The organism is Mycolicibacterium agri (genome assembly GCF_002553505.1).
Lineage (GTDB): Bacteria > Actinomycetota > Actinomycetes > Mycobacteriales > Mycobacteriaceae > Mycobacterium > Mycobacterium agri.
Map to the genome: position 1 here is coordinate 93049 of NZ_PDCP01000004.1, position 22458 is coordinate 115506.

General features: G+C 68.3%; 21 protein-coding genes. 18 read left to right on the plus strand and 3 right to left on the minus strand.

The window, feature by feature from the left end:
• The 9 genes from coaD to smc all read left to right on the plus strand — a co-directional run bounded on the left by coaD (position 1) and on the right by smc (position 8729).
• Positions 1 to 477 carry a pantetheine-phosphate adenylyltransferase gene (gene coaD / locus CQY20_RS03770; protein WP_097938318.1) on the plus strand — a complete coding sequence of 159 codons (477 nt, stop codon included), beginning with the start codon at positions 1 to 3 and terminating at the stop codon, positions 475 to 477.
• An 85-nt stretch (positions 478 to 562) separates the two neighbouring features.
• Positions 563 to 1129, plus strand: coding sequence for a hemerythrin domain-containing protein (locus CQY20_RS03775; RefSeq protein WP_097938319.1), 567 nt, complete (start codon positions 563 to 565; stop codon positions 1127 to 1129).
• 260 nt (positions 1130 to 1389) lie between these two features.
• Complete coding sequence (gene sepIVA, locus CQY20_RS03780) at positions 1390 to 2127, plus strand: cell division protein SepIVA (protein ID WP_097938320.1); 738 nt, start codon at positions 1390 to 1392, stop codon at positions 2125 to 2127.
• Positions 2128 to 2170: 43 nt separating this feature from the next.
• A complete protein-coding gene (locus tag CQY20_RS03785; protein ID WP_097938321.1) occupies positions 2171 to 2737 on the plus strand; it encodes a YceD family protein in 567 nt (188 codons plus the stop codon).
• On the plus strand, positions 2734 to 3438 hold the full coding sequence (gene rnc / locus CQY20_RS03790; protein WP_097938322.1) for a ribonuclease III: 705 nt from the start codon (positions 2734 to 2736) through the stop codon (positions 3436 to 3438). Before CQY20_RS03785 ends, rnc begins: the two co-directional genes overlap by 4 nt.
• The gene (gene mutM, locus CQY20_RS03795; RefSeq protein ID WP_097938323.1) at positions 3431 to 4288 is read left to right on the plus strand and encodes a DNA-formamidopyrimidine glycosylase; all 858 of its coding nucleotides are present in this window, start codon (positions 3431 to 3433) and stop codon (positions 4286 to 4288) included. The genes rnc and mutM overlap by 8 nt, the downstream gene beginning before the upstream one ends.
• A gap of 148 nt (positions 4289 to 4436) precedes the next feature.
• Positions 4437 to 4853 carry an OsmC family protein gene (locus tag CQY20_RS03800; RefSeq protein WP_097938324.1) on the plus strand — a complete coding sequence of 139 codons (417 nt, stop codon included), beginning with the start codon at positions 4437 to 4439 and terminating at the stop codon, positions 4851 to 4853.
• Positions 4837 to 5121: an acylphosphatase gene (locus CQY20_RS03805; RefSeq protein WP_097938325.1), complete on the plus strand. Its 285-nt coding sequence runs from the start codon at positions 4837 to 4839 to the stop codon at positions 5119 to 5121. The genes CQY20_RS03800 and CQY20_RS03805 overlap by 17 nt, the downstream gene beginning before the upstream one ends.
• Positions 5122 to 5147: 26 nt before the next feature.
• A complete protein-coding gene (gene smc, locus CQY20_RS03810; RefSeq protein WP_097938394.1) occupies positions 5148 to 8729 on the plus strand; it encodes a chromosome segregation protein SMC in 3582 nt (1193 codons plus the stop codon).
• A 55-nt stretch (positions 8730 to 8784) separates the two neighbouring features.
• Here the strand turns inward: smc and fni are convergent, their stop codons facing one another.
• On the minus strand, positions 8785 to 9834 hold the full coding sequence (gene fni, locus CQY20_RS03815; protein WP_097938326.1) for a type 2 isopentenyl-diphosphate Delta-isomerase: 1050 nt from the start codon (positions 9832 to 9834) through the stop codon (positions 8785 to 8787).
• A 31-nt stretch (positions 9835 to 9865) separates the two neighbouring features.
• Here fni and ftsY point away from each other — a divergent pair, with 31 nt between their 5' ends.
• The 7 genes from ftsY to CQY20_RS03850 all read left to right on the plus strand — a co-directional run bounded on the left by ftsY (position 9866) and on the right by CQY20_RS03850 (position 19397).
• A complete protein-coding gene (ftsY, locus tag CQY20_RS03820; RefSeq protein WP_097938327.1) occupies positions 9866 to 11422 on the plus strand; it encodes a signal recognition particle-docking protein FtsY in 1557 nt (518 codons plus the stop codon).
• A gap of 215 nt (positions 11423 to 11637) precedes the next feature.
• Positions 11638 to 12990, plus strand: a complete 1353-nt coding sequence (locus CQY20_RS03825) for an ammonium transporter (protein WP_097938328.1) — start codon at positions 11638 to 11640, stop codon at positions 12988 to 12990.
• Between the two features lie 33 nt (positions 12991 to 13023).
• Positions 13024 to 13362: a P-II family nitrogen regulator gene (locus CQY20_RS03830; RefSeq protein ID WP_097938329.1), complete on the plus strand. Its 339-nt coding sequence runs from the start codon at positions 13024 to 13026 to the stop codon at positions 13360 to 13362.
• A gap of 76 nt (positions 13363 to 13438) precedes the next feature.
• On the plus strand, positions 13439 to 15919 hold the full coding sequence (locus CQY20_RS03835) for a [protein-PII] uridylyltransferase (protein ID WP_097938330.1): 2481 nt from the start codon (positions 13439 to 13441) through the stop codon (positions 15917 to 15919).
• 67 nt (positions 15920 to 15986) lie between these two features.
• Positions 15987 to 17552: a signal recognition particle protein gene (gene ffh, locus CQY20_RS03840; RefSeq protein WP_097938331.1), complete on the plus strand. Its 1566-nt coding sequence runs from the start codon at positions 15987 to 15989 to the stop codon at positions 17550 to 17552.
• Positions 17552 to 18634, plus strand: a complete 1083-nt coding sequence (locus CQY20_RS03845; RefSeq protein ID WP_097938332.1) for a metal-dependent hydrolase family protein — start codon at positions 17552 to 17554, stop codon at positions 18632 to 18634. The genes ffh and CQY20_RS03845 overlap by 1 nt, the downstream gene beginning before the upstream one ends.
• Positions 18618 to 19397 carry a CDP-diacylglycerol diphosphatase gene (locus CQY20_RS03850; RefSeq protein ID WP_234816086.1) on the plus strand — a complete coding sequence of 260 codons (780 nt, stop codon included), beginning with the start codon at positions 18618 to 18620 and terminating at the stop codon, positions 19395 to 19397. The genes CQY20_RS03845 and CQY20_RS03850 overlap by 17 nt, the downstream gene beginning before the upstream one ends.
• On the opposite strand, the gene CQY20_RS03855 is transcribed toward CQY20_RS03850, so the two are convergent.
• Positions 19398 to 20225 carry a D-alanyl-D-alanine carboxypeptidase family protein gene (locus CQY20_RS03855; protein ID WP_097938333.1) on the minus strand — a complete coding sequence of 276 codons (828 nt, stop codon included), beginning with the start codon at positions 20223 to 20225 and terminating at the stop codon, positions 19398 to 19400.
• A 91-nt stretch (positions 20226 to 20316) separates the two neighbouring features.
• The gene (locus CQY20_RS03860; RefSeq protein ID WP_097938334.1) at positions 20317 to 21204 is read right to left on the minus strand and encodes a D-alanyl-D-alanine carboxypeptidase family protein; all 888 of its coding nucleotides are present in this window, start codon (positions 21202 to 21204) and stop codon (positions 20317 to 20319) included.
• 72 nt (positions 21205 to 21276) lie between these two features.
• On the opposite strand from CQY20_RS03860, the gene CQY20_RS03865 reads away from it, so the two are divergent.
• Entirely contained in the window at positions 21277 to 21699 is a 423-nt protein-coding gene (locus tag CQY20_RS03865; protein WP_097938396.1) for a nuclear transport factor 2 family protein, read from the plus strand.
• A gap of 186 nt (positions 21700 to 21885) precedes the next feature.
• Positions 21886 to 22455, plus strand: coding sequence for a 30S ribosomal protein S16 (gene rpsP, locus CQY20_RS03870; protein ID WP_097938335.1), 570 nt, complete (start codon positions 21886 to 21888; stop codon positions 22453 to 22455).
• Positions 22456 to 22458 lie beyond the last annotated feature (3 nt).

Here is a 22458-nt window from a genome sequence, read left to right on the forward strand (position 1 = left end):
ATGAGCGGCGCGGTATGCCCGGGATCGTTCGATCCCGTGACCCTCGGCCACATCGACATCTTCGAGCGCGCGGCGGCTCAGTTCGACCAGCTCATCGTCGCCGTTTTGATCAACCCCAACAAGAAGGGGATGTTCGACCTCGACGAACGGATCGCGATGATCGAGGAGTCGACGAGCCACCTGCCCAATCTGCGGGTGGAGTCGGGCCAGGGCCTGGTGGTCGACTTCGTCAAGGCCCGCGGCCTGACCGCGATCGTCAAGGGTCTGCGCACCGGCACCGACTTCGAGTACGAGTTGCAGATGGCGCAGATGAACAAGCACATCGCCGGTGTCGACACCTTCTTCGTCGCGACCAAACCGCAGTACTCGTTCGTCTCGTCGTCGCTGGCCAAAGAGGTGGCGTCGCTCGGCGGCGATGTCGCTGACCTGCTGCCTGAGCCGGTCAACCGGCGGCTGCAGGAGAAGCTGAAGGGTTGATCTTCGCTGTCTGCGGGTAGTTAGCGAATAGCGCACAGCCCATTCGCGCCAGAACCTACCCGAAAACGGACCGGAGGTATTCGCCGTGGTTCAAACATTTGTGCAGTCGACCGATGATGTCGTGAAATTCCTTACCGACCAACACAATCTGATCAAAGACCTTTTCGAAGAAGTGCTGTCCGCGTCGAGCGACGAAGCCCGCGACAAAGCATTCACCCAATTGCGCCAGTTGCTTGCCGTGCATGAGACCGCCGAGGAAATGGTGGTGCATCCACGCGCCCGCCACGAAATCGACGGGGGCGACGCCATTGTCGATGCCCGGCTGGCAGAAGAGAACGAAGCCAAAAAGCAGCTGTCCAAGCTGGAGGGCATGGACATCGGCTCGAAGGAGTTCATCTTCGAGCTCACGAAATTCCGCGACGCGGTCATTGAGCACGCCGACCACGAGGAAACCGAGGAATTCAACAAGCTGGCGAGCCAGCTGAACTCCGATGACCTCGGTCGGATGGCCAAGGCGGTTCAGGCCGCCGAGGCTATCGCCCCGACGCGCCCGCACGCCGGTGTGGAGTCGGCCAAGCTGAATTTCGCCGTCGGGCCGTTTGCATCGATGCTGGACCGGGCCCGCGACGTGATCAAGGGCGCCGTTTCCTGACCGGTAGATTTATTTGCACAGACAAAGACCGCCCGGCGAGATGTTCGGGCGGTCTTCGTTTGTTTAGCGTGCGCATAGGCCCGATAGGCGAAATGTCCGGCCGTTGACATAATGTTGCCCAAACAAGTCAGCCGAGAGTTGTGCGGGCCTGGGGTGGGCCGCTGGTGACGACGGGCGACACACCGGAGCAGCTAGCGTAGTCACAGGCGTAACACCAGGCACACTAGTAACGCGAACAACTACGCCTGGAGGGGTGTGCCGTGTACCGAGTATTTGAAGCGCTCGACGAGCTGGGTGCGATCGTTGAAGAAGCCCGCGGCGTGCCCATGACGGCCGGCTGCGTCGTGCCCCGTGGCGACGTGCTGGAGCTCATCGACGACATCAAGGACGCGATTCCGGGCGAACTCGACGACGCCCAGGACGTGCTCGACGCCCGCGACCAGCTGCTCAACGAGGCCAAGGAGCACTCGTCGTCGATGGTGGCGACCGCCAGCGCGGAAGCCGAGTCGATGCTCAACCACGCCCGCACCGAGGCCGACCGGTTGCTCGCCGACGCGAAGGCGCAGGCCGACCGCATGGTCGCCGAGGCCCGCCAGCACAGCGAGCGCATGGTGGCCGAGGCCCGCGACGAGGCCGCCCGCCTCAGCGCCACGGCCAAGCGCGAGTACGAGGCCAGCACCGGACGGGCGAAGGCCGAGGCGGACCGCCTGATCGAAAGCGGCAATCTCTCCTACGAGAAGGCCGTGCAGGAGGGCATCAAGGAGCAGCAGCGCCTGGTGTCGCAGACCGAGATTGTGGCGGCCGCACAGGCCGAGGCCACCCGGCTGATCGACGCGGCGCACGCCGAAGCCGACCGGCTGCGCGGCGAATGCGACATCTACGTCGACAGCAAGCTCGCCGAGTTCGAAGAGTTCCTCAACGGCACCCTGCGCTCGGTGGGTCGCGGCCGTCACCAGTTGCGCACCGCGGCGGGCACACACGACTACGTGACGCGCTGACCGTCGCGCATTCCGGCGAGCGGCCCCGCCGTACCATCGAGGTATGGCGATGCACACTCATTCCAGCTCGCCGCTCGTGATCAACATCGCCCGGCTGAGCCGTCAGCCAGGATCGATGATTACCTTTCACGAAACGGTGCCCAGCCCGTCGCGTATGGGCGTCGCACTGATGGCGATCGAAAAAGGCGCACCCCTGGAACTGAATCTCCGGATGGAGTCGGTGTCGGAGGGGGTGCTGGTCACCGGTACGGCGACGGCTCCGACGGCGGGGGAGTGCGCCCGCTGCCTCACCGCGATCAGCGGCGATCTGACCATCGACCTGACCGAGCTGTTCGCCTACCCGGACAGCACGACCGAGGCGACCACCGAGGCCGACGAGGTCGGCCGCATCGGCGCCAGCGGCCAACCCAACACCATCGACCTCGAGCAGCCGATCGTCGACGCCGTCGGGCTGGCCCTGCCGTTCTCGCCGCTGTGCGGCCCGGACTGCCAAGGGCTGTGCCCGGACTGCGGCACCCCGATGGCCACGGCCGAACCCGGGCATCATCACGAGCGCATCGATCCCCGCTGGGCGAAGCTGTCCTCGATGCTGGAGACCGACGACAAGTGACGGTGGAGGCTGCCGAGCTGCTCGAAGCCCTTGGCGTGGAGCTGCCCGCCGAGCTGCTCACGATGGCGTTGACCCACCGCAGCTACTCCTACGAAAACGGCGGCGTGCCGACCAACGAGCGGCTGGAGTTCTTGGGCGACGCGGTGCTGGGTCTGGTCATCACCGAGGAGCTCTATCACCGCCATCCCGATCGGTCCGAAGGTGATCTGGCCAAGCTGCGGGCCAGCATCGTCAACACCCAGGCGCTCGCCGACGTCGGGCGCGGATTGACCGATGAGGGTCTTGGCGCCTATCTGCTGCTGGGCAAGGGCGAGGAGAACTCCGGTGGCGCCGACAAGTCGAGCATTCTCGCTGACGGTGTCGAATCCTTGCTTGGCGCAATCTATCTCGAGCATGGTGTGGAGATCGCCCGCGAAGTCATCCTGCGGCTGTTCGGCACTCTGATCGATACGGCGCCGACGCTCGGCGCCGGGTTGGACTGGAAGAGCAGCCTGCAGGAGTTGACGGCCGCGCGCGGTTTGGGCGCGCCGTCCTATGTGGTGACCGCGACGGGACCGGACCACGACAAGGAGTTCACCGCGACCGTCGTCGTGACGAACACCGAGTACGGCAGGGGCGTCGGCCGCACCAAGAAGGAAGCGGAGTTGAAGGCCGCCGCGGCGGCGTGGACGACGCTGTCGGCCGACAACGTCGATGCCTGAACTTCCCGAAGTCGAGGTCGTTCGGCGGGGACTGCAGGAGCACGTTGCGGGAAAAACCATCACCGCCGTGCGGGTGCACCATCCGCGCGCCGTCCGTCGCCATGAGGCCGGGCCCGCGGATTTGACTGCCCGCCTTCTGAATACGCGCATCACCGGAACCGGCCGGCGCGGCAAGTACCTGTGGCTGACGCTCGGCGACGGGTCGGCGTTGGTGGTGCATCTCGGCATGAGCGGGCAGATGCTGCTCGGCGACGTGCCCAACGAGGGTCATCTGCGGATCGCGACGCTGCTCGACGACGGCACCGCGTTGTCCTTCGTCGACCAGCGCACGTTCGGCGGCTGGATGCTCACCGACATGGTCACCGTCGACGGAACGGATGTGCCCGCACCGGTTTCACACATCGCGCGCGACCCGCTGGATCCGAAGTTCAACCGCGACGGCGTCGTTACGGTGTTGCGGCGCAAGCACTCTGAGATCAAGCGTCAGCTGCTCGACCAAACCGTGGTGTCGGGCATCGGCAACATCTACGCCGACGAGGCGTTGTGGCGGGCCAGAATCAACGGCGCCAAGCTGGCGTCGTCGCTGACCCGCAAGCAGCTCGGCGCGCTGCTCGATGCCGCCACAGACGTGATGACCGACGCGTTGGGACAAGGCGGTACGTCGTTCGACTCGCTCTATGTCAATGTCAACGGCGAATCGGGCTACTTCGAGCGGTCGCTGGATGCCTATGGCCGCGAAGGGGAGCCGTGCCGGCGCTGCGGGGCGGTGATGCGGCGGGAGAAGTTCATGAACCGCTCGTCGTTCTACTGCCCGAAATGCCAACCCAAACCACGTATCCGCCGGGCGTAGCGTCGCGCAACCCGCGGCGCGTGTAAGCCGCCGCGCGCCCGCGTAACCCTTCGCGAGGCGGAATCCTCGCGAGGCGGAATCCTCGCAGGCCATTTCTCGCACTTCCTCTGCCGGAATGCCGTTTCGCGGAAAGTTGTAGAAATAGGGCATGACGGAACTGTGGGTCGAGCGCACCGGCGTGCGCCGCTATACCGGGCGCAGCTCACGCGGCGCCGAGGTGCTCGTCGGCAGCGAGGACGTCGAGGGCGTCTTCACCCCCGGCGAACTGATGAAGATCGCGCTCGCCGCCTGCAGCGGCATGGCCAGCGACGTTCCGCTGCAGCGCCGTCTCGGCGAGGACTACGACACCACGATCCGCGTGTCCGGCGCCGCCGACCGCGAGCAGGAGCGCTACGCGCTGCTGGAGGAGCGCATGGAGCTTGACCTGTCGGGGCTGTCGGAGGATGAGGTGGCGCGCGTCCTGACGGTCGTCGAGCGGGCAATCGACCAGGCCTGCACCGTCGGCCGCACCCTCAAGTCCGGGACCAAAGTGACGTTTGAGGTTAGTGATGCAGGAGTTAGCTGACGTCCGGCTGACGGCATGGGTGCACGGGTACGTGCAAGGGGTCGGTTTCCGGTGGTGGGTCCGTTCGCGGGCCTTGGAGCTGGGGCTGACGGGGTATGCCTCGAACAAACCGGACGGGCGTGTCCAGGTCGTTGCCCAGGGTCCCCGCGACGCCTGTCAGCGCCTGCTTGACCTGCTGGAAAGCGGAAAAACGCCGGGTCGCGTCGACAAAGTCGTGGCCGATTGGTCAGAAGTTGGCGAAACGATGACCGGCTTCACGGAGCGATAGCCCTCGCGGCTGTAGTGTGGCCCATCGTGCACCTCAAGAGTCTGACGCTGAAGGGCTTCAAGTCCTTTGCTTCGCCGACGACTCTGCGCTTCGAGCCGGGCATCACCTGCGTGGTGGGGCCCAACGGCTCGGGCAAGTCGAACGTCGTCGACGCGCTCACCTGGGTGATGGGCGAGCAGGGGGCCAAGACGCTGCGCGGCGGCAAGATGGAAGACGTCATCTTCGCGGGCACGTCGTCGCGCCCGCCGTTGGGCCGCGCCGAGGTCACCGTCACCATCGACAACTCCGACAACTCGTTGGCCATCGAATACTCCGAGGTCTCGATCACCCGGCGGATGTTCCGCGACGGCGGCAGCGAGTACGAGATCAACGGCAGCAGTTGCCGTTTGATGGATGTGCAGGAGCTGCTCAGCGACTCGGGCATCGGCCGCGAGATGCACGTCATCGTCGGGCAGGGCAAACTCTCCGAGATCCTCGAATCCCGCCCCGAGGACCGGCGGGCGTTCATCGAGGAGGCCGCCGGTGTGCTCAAGCACCGCAAGCGCAAGGAGAAGGCGGTCCGCAAGCTCGACGCGATGTCGGCCAACCTGGCCCGGCTGACCGACCTCACCACCGAACTGCGTCGACAGCTCAAGCCGCTGGGCAGGCAAGCCGAGATGGCGCGGCGCGCCCAGACCATCCAGGCCGACCTGCGAGACGCCCGCCTGCGGCTGGCCGCCGACGACCTCGTCACGCGCAGAAGCGAATTCGAGAACACCAACCAGGCCGAGACCGCGCTGCGCCGCGAGCACGACGAGATCACCGCCCGGCTGGAGACCGCCACCGTCGAGCTGGACGCCCACGAGTCGGCCGTCGCCGGGCTCAGCGAGCGCGCCGAGGCCGCCCAGCAGAGCTGGTTTCGGCTGTCGGCGCTTGCCGAACGCGTCAGCGCCACGGTGCGGATCGCCAGCGAGCGCGCGCAGCATCTGGAAACCGAGCCGGAGACCTCCAGCGGCGCCGACCCCGACGCGCTTGAGGCCGAGGCCGAGCAGGTCGCCGCGCAGGAGCAGCAGCTGCTCGCCGAGCTGGAGGAGTCCCGCGAACGCCTGATGGCCGCGCGCGACGAGCTGGCCGAACGCGAACGGATCGCGGCCGAGGCCGAACGCGCACACCTGGCCGCAGTGCGCGCCGAGGCCGACCGCCGCGAGGGACTGGCCCGGCTGGCCGGCCAGGTCGACACCATGCGCACCCGCGTCGAGTCCATCGACGAGACCGTCGCCCGGCTGACGCAGAACATCGAGGAGGCCGGCACCCGCGCGCAGCAGGCCAGGGCCGAATTCGAGACGGTGCAGAGCCGCGTCGGTGAACTCGACGCAGGCGAGGTCAACCTCGACGAGCACCACGACCGGACCGTGACCGCGCTGCGGATCGCCGACGAACGTGTCGCCGAATTGCAGGCCGCCGAGCGCAGCGCCGAGCGCCGTGTCGCATCGTTGCGCGCGCGCATCGACGCCCTCTCTGTCGGACTCGACCGCAAGGACGGCGCGGCGTGGCTGCAGAAAAACCATTCCGGCGCAGGCCTTCTCGGGTCGCTGGCCAACCTGGTCAAGGTGCGTCCCGGCTATGAGGTCGCCATCGCGGCGGTGCTGGGGGCGGCCGCCGACGCCGTCGCCGCCGAGAACTTCGGCGCGGCCCGCGCGGCGGTGCAGGCGCTGAAGGCGTCCGACGGCGGGCGCGCGGCGATCGTGCTGGGCGACTGGCCCGACACCCCGACGCCGTCCGGGCCGCCACCCGAGGGCGCACTGTGGGCCACCGATCTGGTCGACATGCCGTGGCGGCTGCGCGGCGCCTTGACCGCGATGCTGTCGGGTGTCGCGGTGGTGCGCGACTTGTCAGCGGCGCTCGATCTCGTCGCGCAGCGGCCGCAGCTGCGCGCCGTCACCGCCGACGGCGATCTCGTCGGCGCCGGCTGGGTCAATGGCGGATCGGACCGCAAGCCCAGCACCCTCGAGGTCACCTCCGAGGTGGAGAAGGCCCGCGCCGAGCTGGCCGAGGCCGAAAAGCAGGTCAGCGAGCTCAGCGCCGCGTTGTCCGGAGCGCTGGAGGAGCAGAGGTCCCGGCAGGACGCCGCCGAACAGGCGTTGGCCGCGCTCAACGAGTCCGACGCGGCGATCTCGGCGATCTACGAGCAGCTGGGCCGGCTCGGCCAGGAGGCCCGCACCGCCGACGAGGAGTGGCAGCGGCTCATCCGGCAGCGCGACGAGCTCGAGGCAGGCCGGGCCCGTACGGTCGAAGAGCTCGCCGAACTGGAGCAGCGGCTGCACAACGCCGAACAGGCCCCGCTGGTCGACTCGACACCGGCGGACCGGCAGGAGACGGTCGCGGCCGCCGAGGCCGCCCGAGCCGCCGAGGTGGAGGCCCGCCTGGCCGTGCGCACCGCCGAGGAGCGCGCGAATGCCCTTCGGGGGCGGGCGGATTCGCTGCGCCGAGCGGCGGCCGCCGAGCGTGAGGCCCGGGTGCGGGCGCAGCGTGCGCGGGAGGCCCGCGAACACGCCGCGGCGGTCGCGGCCGCCGTCGCCGACTCCGGCCGCGAACTGGCCCGACGGCTCCACTCGGCGGTGGCCGTCGCGTCGCGCCGCCGCGATGCCTTGGCCAGCGAGCGCCACCACCGCATCGAGGCGCTGGCGAAAGTGCGCGACCAGGTGGCCGAATACAACAGCAAGATCGCGGGCATCACCGAGGCGCTGCACCGCGATGAGGTCGCCAAAGCGCAAGCGGCACTGCGGATCGAGCAGCTCGAACAACAGGTGCTCGACCAGTTCGGCATGTCGGCCGCCGACCTGATCGCCGAGTACGGGCCCGACGTGCCGCTGCCGCCCTCGGAGCTGGAGATGGCCGAGTACGAGCAGGCCCGCGAACGCGGTGAGCAGGTGACCGCGCCCGCGCCGATGCCGTTCGACCGGCCCACCCAGGAGCGCAGGGCGAAGAAGGCCGAGCGCGAACTCAACGAACTCGGTCGCGTGAACCCGTTGGCACTGGAGGAGTTCGCCGCGCTGGAGGAGCGCTACAACTTCCTGTCCACCCAGCTGGAAGACGTGAAGGCCGCACGCAAGGACCTGCTCGATGTCATCGCCGACGTCGACAACCGCATCCTGCAGGTGTTCACCGAAGCCTTCGTCGACGTGGAACGTGAGTTTGCGCAAGTGTTTTCGACGCTGTTCCCCGGCGGCGAGGGCAGGCTGCTGCTCACCGATCCCAACGACATGCTGACCACCGGCATCGAGGTCGAGGCGCGGCCGCCTGGCAAGAAGATCAAGCGGCTCTCGCTGCTGTCCGGCGGGGAGAAGTCGCTGACGGCGGTGGCGATGCTGGTGGCGATCTTCCGTGCGCGCCCGTCGCCGTTCTACGTGATGGACGAGGTGGAAGCCGCGCTTGACGACGCCAACCTGCGGCGGCTGATCGCGCTGTTCGAGCAGTTGCGCGAGCGCTCGCAGCTCATCGTCATCACCCACCAGAAGCCGACGATGGAGGTCGCCGACGCGCTCTACGGCGTGACCATGCGCGACGACGGCATCACGACGGTGATCTCGCAGCGCATGCGCGGCCAGGAGCTGGTCACCGCCAGCTGACGCGACGTTGACGCGGGCTGCGCCGGCCGCGCCGAGATCGACGAAATGGCGCCTTCTACTCGCACTTTTGCGCCCATTTGTCGGTTTGGGCGTAAAGGGGGAGGGTGCGCAGGGCGGCGAGGTTCTTGGCGCCGCAACCGTGCAGGCAGATCTGCAGCTCGGCGATGAAGTTCTGCAGCCAATCGAACACGGCCGCAGTCGATTCGATGGCGGGCTTGAGCAGCGGGCGGGCCACCGCCACCGCGTCGGCGCCCATCGCCAGCGCCTTGGCGGCGTCCATGCCGGTGCGGATGCCGCCGGAGGCGACCAGTTGCACGCCGGGCAGCGCCTTACGCACCTCCTGCAGCGCCTGCGCGGTCGGAATGCCCCACTCGGCCAGCGCCGGATACCGGATCTCGCCGTAGCGGACGTACTGCTCGACCCGCGCCCATGACGTGCCGCCTGCCCCGGCCACGTCGACCGCCGCGATCGGGCAGTCCACCAGTTCGGCGGCCGCGGCCGCGCCGATACCGTGGCCGACCTCCTTGAGCATCACCGGGTACCGGATCGACCGCGTGATGTCGCGCAGCCGCGCGGCCGAGCCGGAGAAATCGGTGTCGCCGCGATGCTGCATGGCCTCCTGCAGCGGATTGGTATGCACCGCAAGCGCATTGGCGCCCACCTTGTCGAGCGCCTCGATGAGCTCGGGCACCAGGTCGTCGGTCAGCTGCGCCAGCCCGATGTTGCCGATCAGCAGTGCGTCGGGCGCGACATCGCGAACCGCGAAGCTCGTCGAAGCCACATCGTCGCCCAGCATGATGCGCTGCGAGCCGAGCATCATGCCGAGCCCGAGCTTCTGCGCGGCGGCGGCAAGGTTGCGGTTGATCACACCGGAAAGCTCGGCACCGCCTGTCATCGCGCCGATCAACACCGGCGCCGCCAGCCGTACGCCGAGAAACTCGGCGCTGATGTCGATGGTGCCGAGGCTGGTCTGGGTCAGCGCGTTATAGGGCAGCCGGTAGCGCTCCAGGCCGGTGCTCACCGTCTGGTAATCCACGGCTTCGGTCAGGCACACGTCGATGTGCTTGGCCTTGCGGGACTCCATCCCATTAGTCGCAGGGGCCATCAGCCTCTATTACCCACATTGCGACAATGGCATGGTGTCCGAGGGTCTGTGGATCGCAATTGCGGTCATCGCCGTTCTGGTCGTCGCTGCTGTCGTAGTGATCGGCCTCGTCCGATACCGCCGTCGCAAGATCAGACTCGACGCGTCCACCAGCACAGACACTGCCACACAGATCGACCGATCTGGGGGATACACCGCATCTTCTGGCATCACATTCAGCAGATCGTCGACACCGACAGCCACCCCACCATCGGCACCGCCGCAGGCCCCACCGACACCGCCGCAGGCCCCACCATCGGCACCGCCGCAGGCCCCACCGAAAGCCCCACCGACACCGCTGCAGGCCCCGACGGCGCCGCCCGAGCGGCTCGACACCACCGGCCTGCCTGCCGTCGGTGACGACGCCACCATCCCGCGCGACGCCCCCAAACGCCCGATCGCCGACGTTCGTCTGCCCGAGCCGCCCGTCGTCGACACCGCGCCGGCGCCCGAGACAGCGCCGGAGAAAGCCCCAGAAGCGCCGGAGAAAGCGCCCGAGGTCGAGGCGGCGCCCCCGCAGGTCGAGGAGGCGCAGCCCGAGGCGCCCGCCGCAGCACCTGCCGAAGCGCCTATCGAGCCCCCTGCCGAGGCCCCGGCCGGGCCGCCTGCACCCGAACTCGATCACATTGCCCCGACGGAAGGCCGGCTGGAACGGCTGCGCGGCCGGCTGGCCAAGAGCCAGAACGCGCTCGGCAAGAGCATGCTGGGCCTACTCGGCGGCGGCGACCTCGACGAAGACTCCTGGGAAGCCGTCGAGGACACGCTGCTGATCGCCGACCTGGGCTCGGTCGTCACCGAGTCGGTGGTCGGCGCGCTTCGCGAGCGGCTGGCCAGCGGGCGGGTGCGCACCGAAGACGACGCCCGCGCAGTGCTGCGCGACGTGCTGATCACCGAATTGCAGCCGCAGTTGGACCGCTCCGTGCGGGCGCTGCCGCATGATGACCACCCGTCGGTGCTGCTCGTGGTCGGCGTCAACGGCACCGGCAAGACCACGACGGTCGGCAAGCTGGCCCGCGTGCTGGTGGCCGACGGGCGCCGCGTGGTGCTCGGGGCCGCCGACACGTTCCGCGCCGCGGCCGCCGATCAGCTGCAGGCCTGGGCGTCGCGGGTCGGCGCGGAGGTGGTCCGCGGCGCCGAGGGCGCCGATCCGGCGTCGGTGGCCTTCGACGCCGTCGACAAGGGCATCGCCAACGGCGCCGACGTCGTGCTCATCGACACTGCCGGGCGCCTGCACACCAAGACCGGCCTGATGGACGAACTGGGCAAGGTGAAGCGGGTCGTCAGCCGCCGCGCCGCCGTCGACGAAGTGCTGCTGGTGCTCGACGCGACGATCGGGCAGAACGGTCTGGCACAGGCGCGGGTGTTCGCTGACGTCGTCGACATCACCGGGGTGGTGCTGACCAAACTCGACGGCACAGCTAAGGGCGGAATCGTCTTCCGCGTGCAACAGGAATTGGGTGTGCCGGTCAAACTTGTCGGGCTCGGCGAGGGTCCCGACGATCTCGCGCCGTTCGAACCCGCCGCGTTCGTCGACGCCCTGCTCGGGTAAAACACCAAGAACCTCATAGTCTTTCACGACCGCGTCATTTCCGCTCGTCGGCCGTGGCGAAACACGAGCGTAACGATCCGGGCGCGTCCGTTCACTTATCCGAAACGCAACAGAATCACCGGTGAAACCCGAGACGAACAGTCTCTCTGGGAGGCCGATCCTGTCGGCACACTTCCCAAGGAGGTTTACACAAAGTGGTTCAAGCCTTACATGACGTGGCTCTAGCCTTGCCCGACGATGCGTTCGCACCGTTCGGGCCGGACGGCTTGAGTGCGGGCGACACCGCCTGGATTCTCACGGCCGCGGCGCTGGTGTTGTTCATGACGCCGGGCCTGGCGTTCTTCTACGGCGGATTATCGCGGCAGAAGTCGGTTCTCAACATGATGATGATGTCGTTCGGCTCGATCGGCGTCGTGAGCGTCATCTACGTGCTGTGGGGCTACTCGATGTCGTTCTCCTCCGCGCACACCGACGCCACTCCCGGGCTGTTCTTCGACAACCCCTTCTCGCTGTTCGGTGTCCACCAGTTGCTCGAAACCAAAGAGGTGGGCGACGACACGCTCTATGTGCTCGGCGGATTCGGCACGGTGCCTGCGATCGTCTGGGTGGGCTTTCAGCTGACGTTCGCCGTGATCACCGTGGCCCTGATCAGCGGTGCGGTCGCCGAGCGGATGAAGTTCGGCACGTGGCTGCTGTTCGGCGGCATCTGGGTGACTCTGGTCTACTTCCCGCTCTCCCACATGGTCTGGGGCAACGGCCTGCTTTCCGGTGCCGAGAACAGCATCGCCTCCTGGCTTTTCGGTTACGACGCCGACGCCGAAGCCGCGAACGTGCCCCCGATCGACTTCGCGGGCGGCACCGTCGTGCACATCAACGCCGGTATGGCGGCACTGATTCTGGCGCTGTTGATCGGCAAGCGCACCGGGTTCGGCAAGGTGGCGTACCGGCCGCACAACATCCCGTTCGTGATGCTTGGCGCGGCGATCCTGTGGTTCGGGTGGTTCGGCTTCAACGTGGGCTCCGAGGGCGCGGCGGACATGCTCGCCGGTCAGGTGTGGGTCAACACCACCGCAGCCACCGCGGCCGCCATGCTGGCCTGGTTGCTGGTGGAACGCATCCGTGACGGCCACGCCACCAGCGTCGGCGCCGCTTCGGGCATCGTCGCCGGCCTGGTCGCGATCACGCCCGCGTGCGGAAGCCTGACCCCGATCTGGTCCCTGGTGCTCGGCGCCGTCGCCGGTGTGTTGTCCGCGCTGGCGATCGGGCTGAAGTACAAATTCGGGTATGACGATTCCCTCGACGTCGTCGGTGTGCACCTTGTCGCGGGTCTGTGGGGCACAATCGGCATCGGCTTCTTCGCGACCGATACCGGCCTCTTCACCGGCGGCGGTATTGCGCAGTTGGTCGTGCAGGTGGTGATCGCTGTGGTCGCAGTGGTGTTCACTGGAATCATGACTGCGATCATCGCCTTCATCGTGAAGCCCCTTGGCTGGCGCGTGAGTGAAGAAGACGAGGACACCGGCATCGATGAAACCGAACATGCCGAAACGGCTTACGAACTCGTCTAATCGGCAAGAATTTCATCGGAAGGGGTCCACTAAATGAAGCTGATTACTGCGATCGTCAAACCATTCACCCTCGAAGACGTCAAGACGGGGCTGGAGCAGACGGGAATCCTCGGGATGACCGTCAGTGAGGTCCAGGGCTACGGTCGCCAGAAGGGGCACACCGAGGTTTACCGCGGTGCCGAGTACTCGGTCGACTTCGTGCCGAAGGTGCGCGTCGAGGTCATCGTCGAGGACACCGCCGTGGACAAGGTGGTCGACGTGATCGTGCAGGCGGCGCGGACCGGCAAGATCGGTGACGGCAAGGTGTGGGTGAGCCCTGTCGAGACCGTCGTGCGGGTGCGCACCGGCGAACGGGGCGCCGACGCACTGTGACCCGCACGTCGTGAAGTCGCCTTCCGGCCAATTCACCGTTAGCGTTGAAAGGTAAAGGGCCGGGGGAGGACTCGACATGACCAAGCAGAATCGTGATGGCGCCAGGGCCTCTTCATCGGGGGCCCTGGCGGCGTCGTCTCGGGCCGCGATCGATCTGCGCACGGCCTGCGAGAAGCTGCTGTCGGGATCACACCATCTGGATGCCGCCGCGCTGCGCGACGCGCTGCTCGACCTGCACGACTTCTGGCTCGCGACGAAGGCCACCGAGATCGGCATCACCCCGACCAGCGGGTTCGCGATCGTCGCCACCGGCGGCATGGGGCGACGGGAGATGGTGCCCTACTCCGACCTCGACCTGATGCTGGTGCACGACAACCTGCCCAGTGACGTCGTCAGCGAGGTCGCCGAGAACCTGTGGTATCCGTTGTGGGACGCCAACATTCGGCTCGACCACAGCGTGCGTACCGTGCCTGAGGCGCTGCGGGTCGCCGCCGACGACATCTCGGCGGGTCTGGCGATGCTCGAGGTGCGCCACATCGCAGGCGACGCCGACCTGTCGAACCTGTTGATCGGCGGCGCGCGTCGGCAGTGGCGTACCGGAATCGCCTCTCGTTTCGACGAACTCGTCGAACACACCAAGCAGCGGTGGCAGCGCAGCGGCGAGATCGCCCACCGCGCAGAACCCGACCTCAAGACCGGCCGCGGCGGCCTGCGCGACGTGCAGCTGCTCAACGCGTTGGCGATCGCCCAACTCGCCGACGTCTATCCCAGCCGATCGCTGGCCTCACCGACCGAGACGCTCGGCGAGGCGCATCTGGCGCTGCTCAATGTGCGCACCGAGTTGCACCGGATCTCCGGGCGCGGCCGCGACTTGGTGCTGGCCCAGCACGCCGACGAAATCGGTGCGGCGCTGCGCATCGGCGACCGGTTCGACCTGGCTCGCACGCTCTCCGACGCCGCCCGCACCATCAGCTTCTACGTCGACGCCGGGCTGCGAACTGCGGCTAATGCGCTGCCGCGCAGGGGATTCGCTGCTTTCAGGCGACCGGTGCGCCGACCGCTCGACGAGGGTGTCATCGAGTTCGGCGGAGAGGTCATCCTGGCCCGCGACGCGCGTCCGGAGCGCGATCCCGGATTGATCCTGCGGGTGGCCGCCGCGTCGGCCACCACCGGCCTGCCGATGGCGGCTTCGACCCTGGCCCGCCTCGGCGAGTCCGCCCCCGAACTGCGGACGCCGTGGCCCGCGCAGGCGCTCAAAGACTTGCTGGTGATGCTCGCCGCCGGGCCCAGCGCGGTGGTCACCATCGAAGCGCTGGACCGCACCGGTCTGTGGGGCAGGTTGTTCCCGGAATGGGGCGCGGTGCGCGATCTGCCGCCGCGCGACGTCGTACACATCTGGACCGTCGACCGGCACTTGGCCGAAACCGTCTCGCGGGCAAGCTCATTGACCACTCGGGTGTCGCGGCCAGATCTGCTGCTGCTCGGGGCGCTGTGCCACGACATCGGCAAGGGCAGGGGCGGCGACCACAGTGAGATCGGCGCCGATCTGGCCGCCCAGATCGGTACTCGGCTGGGGTTGTGGCCCTCCGACATCGACATGCTCGCCAAAGTCGTCCGCCACCACCTGCTGCTGCCGCACACCGCCACGCGGCGCGACCTGCAGGACCCGAAGACGATCGAGATGGTGGTCGAGACGCTGGACGGCGACACCGTGCTGCTGGAGTTGTTGCACGCGCTTGCCGAAGCCGACTCGCTGGCGACCGGGCCGGGTGTGTGGGGCGACTGGAAGGCGTCGCTGATCGGCGATCTCGTGCGACGGTGCCGGCTGGTGATGGCCGGCGAGGAGCTGCCGCACCCCGATCCCGTTGACCCGCGCTATCTTTCACTCGCGTCGGAAGACGTCGGGGTGCATGTCGAGCTGACGCCGGGGGACAGCCCGCACATCTACAACGTCACCATGATCGCGCCCGATCGCCGCGGGCTGTTGTCCAAGGCGGCCGGTGTGCTGGCGCTGAACTCGCTGCGCGTGCACTCCGCCTCCGTCAATGGGCATGCCGGGGCCGCGATCAACACCTTCGTCGTGTCACCGCATTTCGGGTCACCGCCGGCCGCCGAGCTGTTGCGCCAACAGCTGATCCTGGCCCTCGACGGTGACCTCGACGTGATGTCGTCGCTCGACAAACGCGACAGGGACGCCGCTCAGCACGGCACGGCACGCGCGGGGGAGGTGCTGGCGGCAGTGCCGATCAACCCCGCGCCCGCGCCGCCGCGCATCCTGTGGTCCGACGGCGCCAAGCCGGGTGAGCTGGTGGTGCAGATCCGCTCCACCGACCGGTCCGGCCTGCTGGCGCGGCTGACCGCGGTGTTCGAACGCGACGGGGTGGACATCGCCTGGGCCAAGGTCACCACGCTCGGCTCGTCGGTCGTCGACCTCTTCGGCGTCACGGTTCCCACGAGCGACACGGCCGCCGGCGCGCTGCGCAACGAGCTCGAACGCGACCTGTACGCGGTGCTGCCCACCCCGCCGCCCGCCAAACCCGCCTCCGAAGCCAGCTAGATCCGTTTGGCGGCCCTCCTCAACGCGGCTCACGCCGCTTGATCGTCGGGCCGCTAGGCTGGGCTGCGTGTTTGAATCCCTCTCCGACCGCCTCACCGGTGTCCTGTCGGGGCTGCGCGGCAAGGGGCGGCTGACCGACGCCGACATCGACGCGACCACCCGCGAGATCCGGCTGGCGCTGCTGGAGGCCGACGTCTCGCTGCCCGTGGTGCGCGCATTCGTCGCGCGTATCAAGGAGCGCGCCCGCGGCGCGGAGGTGTCGGCGGCGCTGAACCCGGCCCAGCAGGTCGTCAAGATCGTCAACGAGGAACTCATCGGCATCCTCGGCGGTGAGACCCGCCAGCTGGCGTTCGCCAAGACCCCGCCGACGGTGATCATGCTCGCGGGTCTGCAGGGCTCCGGTAAGACCACTTTGGCCGGTAAACTCGCCAAATGGCTTAAGGCACAAGGGCATACGCCGTTGCTGGTGGCGTGCGACCTGCAGCGCCCCGGCGCGGTGAACCAGCTGCAGATCGTCGGCGCCCAGGCAGGCGTCGAGGTCTTCGCGCCGCATCCCGGCACGTCGGCCGAAGGAGCCGCCGACGTCGGCCCCGGCGACCCGGTCAAGGTGGCCGCCGACGGCCTGGCCGAGGCCAAAGCCAAGCTGTTCGACGTCGTCATCGTCGACACCGCCGGCCGCCTCGGCATCGACCAGGAACTGATGGCGCAGGCCGCGGCGATCCGCGACGCCGTCGATCCCGACGAAGTGCTGTTCGTCGTGGACGCGATGATCGGCCAGGACGCCGTCACCACGGCGGAAGCGTTCCGCGAAGGGGTCGGGTTCACCGGTGTCGTGCTGACCAAGCTGGACGGCGACGCCCGCGGCGGCGCGGCGCTGTCGGTACGCGAGGTCACCGGCGTGCCGATCCTGTTCGCGTCGGCAGGCGAGAAGCTCGACGACTTCGACGTCTTCCACCCCGACCGGATGGCCAGCCGCATCCTCGGTATGGGCGACGTGCTCACCCTCATCGAGCAGGCCGAGCAGGTCTTCGACGCCCAGCGCGCCGAGGAGGCCGCCGCCAAGATCGGCACGGGTGAGCTGACGCTCGAGGACTTTCTCGAACAAATGCTGGCCATCCGCAAGATGGGCCCGATCGGCAACCTGCTCGGGATGCTGCCCGGCGCCGGTCAGATGAAGGACGCGCTGGCCGCCGTCGACGACAAGCAGCTCGACCGCGTGCAGGCCATCATCCGCGGCATGACGCCGGAGGAACGCGCCGATCCCAAGATCATCAACGCGTCGCGTCGGCTGCGCATCGCCAACGGCTCCGGTGTGACGGTGTCGGAGGTCAACCAGCTCGTCGACCGGTTCTTCGAGGCCCGCAAGATGATGTCGCAGATGGCCGGTCAGATGGGAATGCCGTTCGGCCGGAAGGGATCTGCACGCAAGGGTGGCAAGAACAAGAAAAAGGGGCAGAAGGGCAAGAAGGGTCGTGGTCCCACGCAGCCGAAGGCGAAGAGCCCGTTCGGCGCGGGCATGGCCGATATGCCGCCCGGTTTCCCCAATCTGACGAACATGCCCAAGGGTCTCGACGAGCTGCCGCCCGGCCTCGCCGACATCGACCTGTCGAAGCTGAAGTTCCCGAAGAACTGATGCGGCTGCACATCCGGGGCAGGAGCCTGCCCGACGAGCAGCCGGTGCAGTGGTGGATCGTCGACGGAGTGCTCAGCGCCGAGCCGGTGGCGGGTGCCGAAACCGTCTTCGGCGCCGACGGCGACGACGGCTGGATCGTGCCGGGACTGGTCGACGCGCACTGCCACGTCGGGCTCGGCGACGACGGCCCTCTCGACAACCTCGACGACTGCGTCGAGCAGGCCGAGATCGAGCGCGGTGTCGGGGCGCTGCTGCTGCGCGACTGCGGCTCGCCGATCGACACCCGCGCCCTCGACGACCGCGACGATCTGCCGCGCATCATCCGGCACGGCCGCCATCTGGCCCGGCCCAAGCGCTACAACCGCGGTTTCGCGATCGAGCTGGAGGACGAGTCGCAGTTGCCGGACGCGGTCGCCGAACAGGCGCGTCTCGGCGACGGCTGGGTCAAGCTCGTCGGCGACTGGATCGACAGGCAGATCGGCGACCTGGCCCCGCTGTGGTCCGACGACGTGCTGAAAGCGGCCATCTCCGCCGCGCACGCCGAAGGGGCCCGCGTCACCGCGCACGTCTTCAGCGAGGACGCGCTGCCCGGCCTGATCGAGGCGGGCATCGACTGCATCGAGCACGGAACCGGCCTGACCGACGACACCGTCGAGATGATGGTCGAACACGGCACGGCGCTGGTTCCGACGCTGATCAACATCGAGAACTTCCCTGGCATCGCGGACGCGGCGACGAAGTACCCGATCTACGAGCGCCACATGCGCGACCTTTACGAGCGCAGCCTGCCGCGCATCGCCGCCGCCCGCGAAGCCGGCGTGCCGATCTTCGCAGGCACCGATGCAGGCAGCATGGTGGCCCACGGCCGCATCGGCGACGAGATCGATGCCCTCAAGCGCATCGGGATGACCCCGACGCAGGCGCTGGGCGCGGCCAGTTGGACCGCTCGGCAATGGCTGCGACGGCCCGGCCTCGAACACGGCGCGCCCGCGGATCTTGTCTGCTACCACGACGATCCGCGCACCGGCGCAAGCGTCATCGAGCATCCCGCGCTGGTGATCCTGGGTGGCCGCGTCTACTGATATCCGGCACCGGCGCCTCGCGGCTGCGCTGGCCGTCGTGCTGGCGCTCGTGGCCGCCGCCCCGCCGGCGGCCGCCGACCCGAACGCGCTGTGGAGCATCGTGGCCGGCCAATGCGTGCCCGATCAGCGGCAGCACGCCGACCCCGCCCCGTGCGCGCTGGTGACAGGCACCTACGCGGTCCTGAAGGACATCGTGGGCGCCACCCAGTACCTGCTCATCCCGACCGCCCGCATCACCGGCATCGAGGACCCGCAGATCCTGACCCCCGACGCGCCCAACTACTTCGCCGATGCGTGGCGCGCCAGGACCTTCGTCGAAGAACGCGCGGGCCGCGAGCTGCCCCGCGACTGGCTCAGCCTGGCCGTCAACTCGGCCGCCACGCGCACGCAGAACCAGCTGCACATCCACATCGACTGCGTGCGCGCCGACGTTCACGACGCGTTGGCCGCCCACGCCGACGACATCGGCCCGACGTGGACGCCGTTTCCGGTTCTGCTGGCCGGTCAGCCGTATCGGGCCATGGCCGTGCCGGGCGCCGAACTCACAGTGAACCCGTTCCGGTTGCTCGCCGACGGCCTGACTCCCGGGCAGGACATGGGGCAGCAGACCCTGGTGGTGGTCGGCGGCACCGCCGCCGACGGCGCCGAGCGGTTCATCCTGCTCGACGGACACTTCGACGGCGCCCGCCCGGGCAGCGGCTCCGGGGAGGACCTGCAGGACCATGCGGCCTGCCCGCCGCGGCCCGAGTCCGCCGGGAAGTGATCAGGGCTGCGCGAAGCCCCAGTCGAACAGCGCCATCGCCTGCCCGTACAGGTCGCCCTGGCCGTACATCTCGACGACGATGAGCCGCCGGTTGCCGCGCTGGGCGGCGGCGACGTAGGTGTGCCGGGCCAGGTTCGTGAACCCGGTCTTGCCGGCGAAGGTGCCGGGATAGCGGGTCAGCAGTTCGTTCTGGTTGGTGATCGTCTTGCCGGGGAACTGCGCTGAGCGCTGCGCCATGATCTGCGCGATCAGCGGATACCGCAGCGCGGTGCGGTAGATCATCGCCAGGTCGTACGGCGTGGTGATGGACTCCCAGCCCGGCCCGTCGAGACCGGACGGCGACGACGCCCTGGTGCCGCGTGCCCCGACGGCGGCGGCCTTGCGGTTCATCGCCGCGACCGCGACGCGCTGGCCGCCGAGCATGTCGGCCAGCATGTTGGCGGCGTCGTTGCCCGAGACCATCAGCAGCGCCTCGAGCAGCTGGCGGGTGGTGTAGGCCTGGCCGGGCTTCAGCCCGACGCACGAGCACTCCACCTCGGTGTGCGACTGGTTGGCGCGTGCGAAGTTGTCGGGCCGCAGGTGATCTAGCACCACCATCGCGAGCAACGGCTTGATGGTGCTGGCGGGCGCGTGCTGGGCGGAGGGGTCCTTCGAAGCCAGGATGCGGCCGGAGTCGAGATCGGCCAACAGCCACGCTTGGGCGGGACCGTCGGGCGGCGGGACCGCCCCGGACGGCTGGGCCGCAGGCTCAGCGGACGCGCTCGGTGCGGCTACCGAGGCGGCCGCCAACGCGAGCGCGGTCAACAAGGCCGCCAAGGGTTTTCGCACGGACGCCGAGCGTATCGGCTGCAAACACCGAATTCTGCGACGCCGAGGTCTCGAATCCGTTGCGGATCAACAACTTTTGGTCAAGCGCTGCTTACAGCGAGGCAACGCTCATCTGCCGGTCCTGTGCGAAGCCCCAGTCGAACAGCCCCATGGCCTGGTCCCAATACGTCGGGCCGCCCTCCTTGATGAGGCCGTACATCATGGCGATCACCAGTCGGCGGCCATTGCGGTCGGCGGCCGCGACGAAGGTCTTGCGAGCCGCGTCGGTGAACCCGGTCTTACCGCCGAGGGTGCCCGGATAGCGGTGCAGCAGTTCGTCGTCGTTGACGATCGTCTTCTCGCCTGTTTCGGTTGGGAACGTCGCCGTCGGCTGCGAGATCGTCTGGGCGAAAACGGGATTGGCCATCGCGGCGCGGAAGATGACGGCCAGATCGTGCGGGGTGGTCGCCCCCGAGCCGGCGGGCCCGTCGAGCCCCGACGGCGTTGTCGCGTGCGTGCCTAGCGCGCCAAGCGCGGCGGCCTTGGCGTTCATCTTCGCCACCGCGACGTCATAGCCGCCGACCATGTCGGCGAGCGCGTTGGCGGCGTCGTTGCCCGACATCAGCAGCACCGCGTCGAGGAGCTGGCGCGCGGTGTAGGTGCGGCCCGGCTTGATGCCGACGCAACTGCACTCCACCTGGGTGTCGGCCTCGGTGCCGACGACGGTGGTGTTGAGGTCGGTCACCTCGTCGAGCACCGCCAGCGCCAGCAGCGTCTTGATCGTGCTGGCCGGCGGGTGCGCGACGTCCATCTCCCGCTCGGCGAGCACCTGGCCGGTGTCCATGTCGGCGACGATCCACGCCGGGGCGGGCCCGTCGGGCGGCGCCACGTTGGCGACAGGCTCGACGTTGGGGTCCGCCGACGCCTGCGGCGAGATGGGCAGCACGACCAGGCTCAGGCACGCGGCGAGCGCGGTGAGAAACGTGGAAAACCTCCCCATGGAACGAGCAGCCTAGCCCCGTGCGCCGCGGGCAGGGACCGGATGCGAACCAAGCCATGCAAGATGGACGGCATGCTGCGCGCCGAAGAGATGTCCGACCGCCTGGAACTACAGGACCTGCTGATCAGGTACTCCGAGGCCATCGACCGCCGCGAGTTCGACGAGCTGGACGCGATCTTCACCCCCGACGCCTACATCGACTACCGCGACACCGGTGGCATCGACGGTCGATATCCCGAGGTCAAGAAGTGGCTCGCCGAGGTGCTGCCCAGCTTTTTCGAGCGCAACGCCCACATGCTGGGCCTTCCCGCGATCAAGCTGGCAGGCGACACCGCCACCGCGCGCACCTTCTGCTTCAACCCGATGATCCTGCGGGGTGACACGCCCAAGGTCATGCAGGTGGGCGTCTGGTACGACGACGAGTTCGTCCGCACGGCCGACGGGTGGCGCCTGTCGCGCCGCGTCGAGGTGAAGTGCTACGACAAGGTCCTGTGACGCACGATCTGTGCGGCCGCACGAGCGCGATTTCCCCCGGTAGCGGCCGGTCTGGCACAATGGGCGGCTGTCTGCCGCAGGACTCCGGCCCTGCGCGGTCACACACGTAAGGCAAAACCGGGTCCGGGCATCCCGCCCGCGATCGCTGAATTGCAGCGTGGCAATCACAGGAGAGTTCTTTTCACCATGGCTGTCAAGATCAAGCTGACTCGGCTTGGCAAGATCCGCAACCCGCAGTACCGCATCGCCGTCGCCGACGCGCGCACCCGCCGCGACGGGCGCGCCATCGAGATCATCGGCCGCTACCACCCGAAGGAAGAGCCCAGCCTCATCGAGATCAACTCGGAGCGGGCTCAGTACTGGCTGAGCGTGGGCGCGCAGCCGACCGAACCGGTGCTGGCGCTGCTGAAGATCACCGGTGACTGGCAGAAGTTCAAGGGCCTGCCCGGCGCCGAGGGGTCGCTGAAGGTCAAGGAGCCCAAGCCCAGCAAGCTCGACTTGTTCAACGCCGCACTCGCCGAGGCCGAAGGCGGCCCGAGCACCGAGGCCACCACCGCCAAGAAGAAGAAGGCGCCCGCCAAGAAGGCTGCCGAGAAAGGCTCGGAGAAGGCCTCCGACAAGGATTCCGCCAAGGCCGGCGACGACAAGGCTGAGACGGCTCCCGAGGCCAAAGCCGAGCCTGCCGCCGTCAAGGACCAGTCCGAGGCCGCCGCCGAGGGCCAGGACGCCACCGCCGCCGGCAACTCCGAGAGCTAGGCG

Excerpts from the sequence above, each read along its gene's own strand:
- coaD (WP_097938318.1), top strand. The coding sequence starts at position 1 with ATGAGCGGCGCGGTATGCCCGGGATCGTTCGATCCCGTGACCCTCGGC.
- CQY20_RS03785 (WP_097938321.1), top strand. The coding sequence starts at position 2,171 with ATGGCGATGCACACTCATTCCAGCTCGCCGCTCGTGATCAACATCGCC.
- mutM (WP_097938323.1), top strand. The coding sequence starts at position 3,431 with ATGCCTGAACTTCCCGAAGTCGAGGTCGTTCGGCGGGGACTGCAGGAG.
- CQY20_RS03800 (WP_097938324.1), top strand. The coding sequence starts at position 4,437 with ATGACGGAACTGTGGGTCGAGCGCACCGGCGTGCGCCGCTATACCGGG.
- CQY20_RS03805 (WP_097938325.1), top strand. The coding sequence starts at position 4,837 with ATGCAGGAGTTAGCTGACGTCCGGCTGACGGCATGGGTGCACGGGTAC.
- fni (WP_097938326.1), bottom strand. The coding sequence starts at position 9,834 with ATGGCCCCTGCGACTAATGGGATGGAGTCCCGCAAGGCCAAGCACATC.
- ftsY (WP_097938327.1), top strand. The coding sequence starts at position 9,866 with ATGGTGTCCGAGGGTCTGTGGATCGCAATTGCGGTCATCGCCGTTCTG.
- CQY20_RS03830 (WP_097938329.1), top strand. The coding sequence starts at position 13,024 with ATGAAGCTGATTACTGCGATCGTCAAACCATTCACCCTCGAAGACGTC.
- CQY20_RS03835 (WP_097938330.1), top strand. The coding sequence starts at position 13,439 with ATGACCAAGCAGAATCGTGATGGCGCCAGGGCCTCTTCATCGGGGGCC.
- CQY20_RS03845 (WP_097938332.1), top strand. The coding sequence starts at position 17,552 with ATGCGGCTGCACATCCGGGGCAGGAGCCTGCCCGACGAGCAGCCGGTG.
- CQY20_RS03860 (WP_097938334.1), bottom strand. The coding sequence starts at position 21,204 with ATGGGGAGGTTTTCCACGTTTCTCACCGCGCTCGCCGCGTGCCTGAGC.
- CQY20_RS03865 (WP_097938396.1), top strand. The coding sequence starts at position 21,277 with ATGCTGCGCGCCGAAGAGATGTCCGACCGCCTGGAACTACAGGACCTG.
- rpsP (WP_097938335.1), top strand. The coding sequence starts at position 21,886 with ATGGCTGTCAAGATCAAGCTGACTCGGCTTGGCAAGATCCGCAACCCG.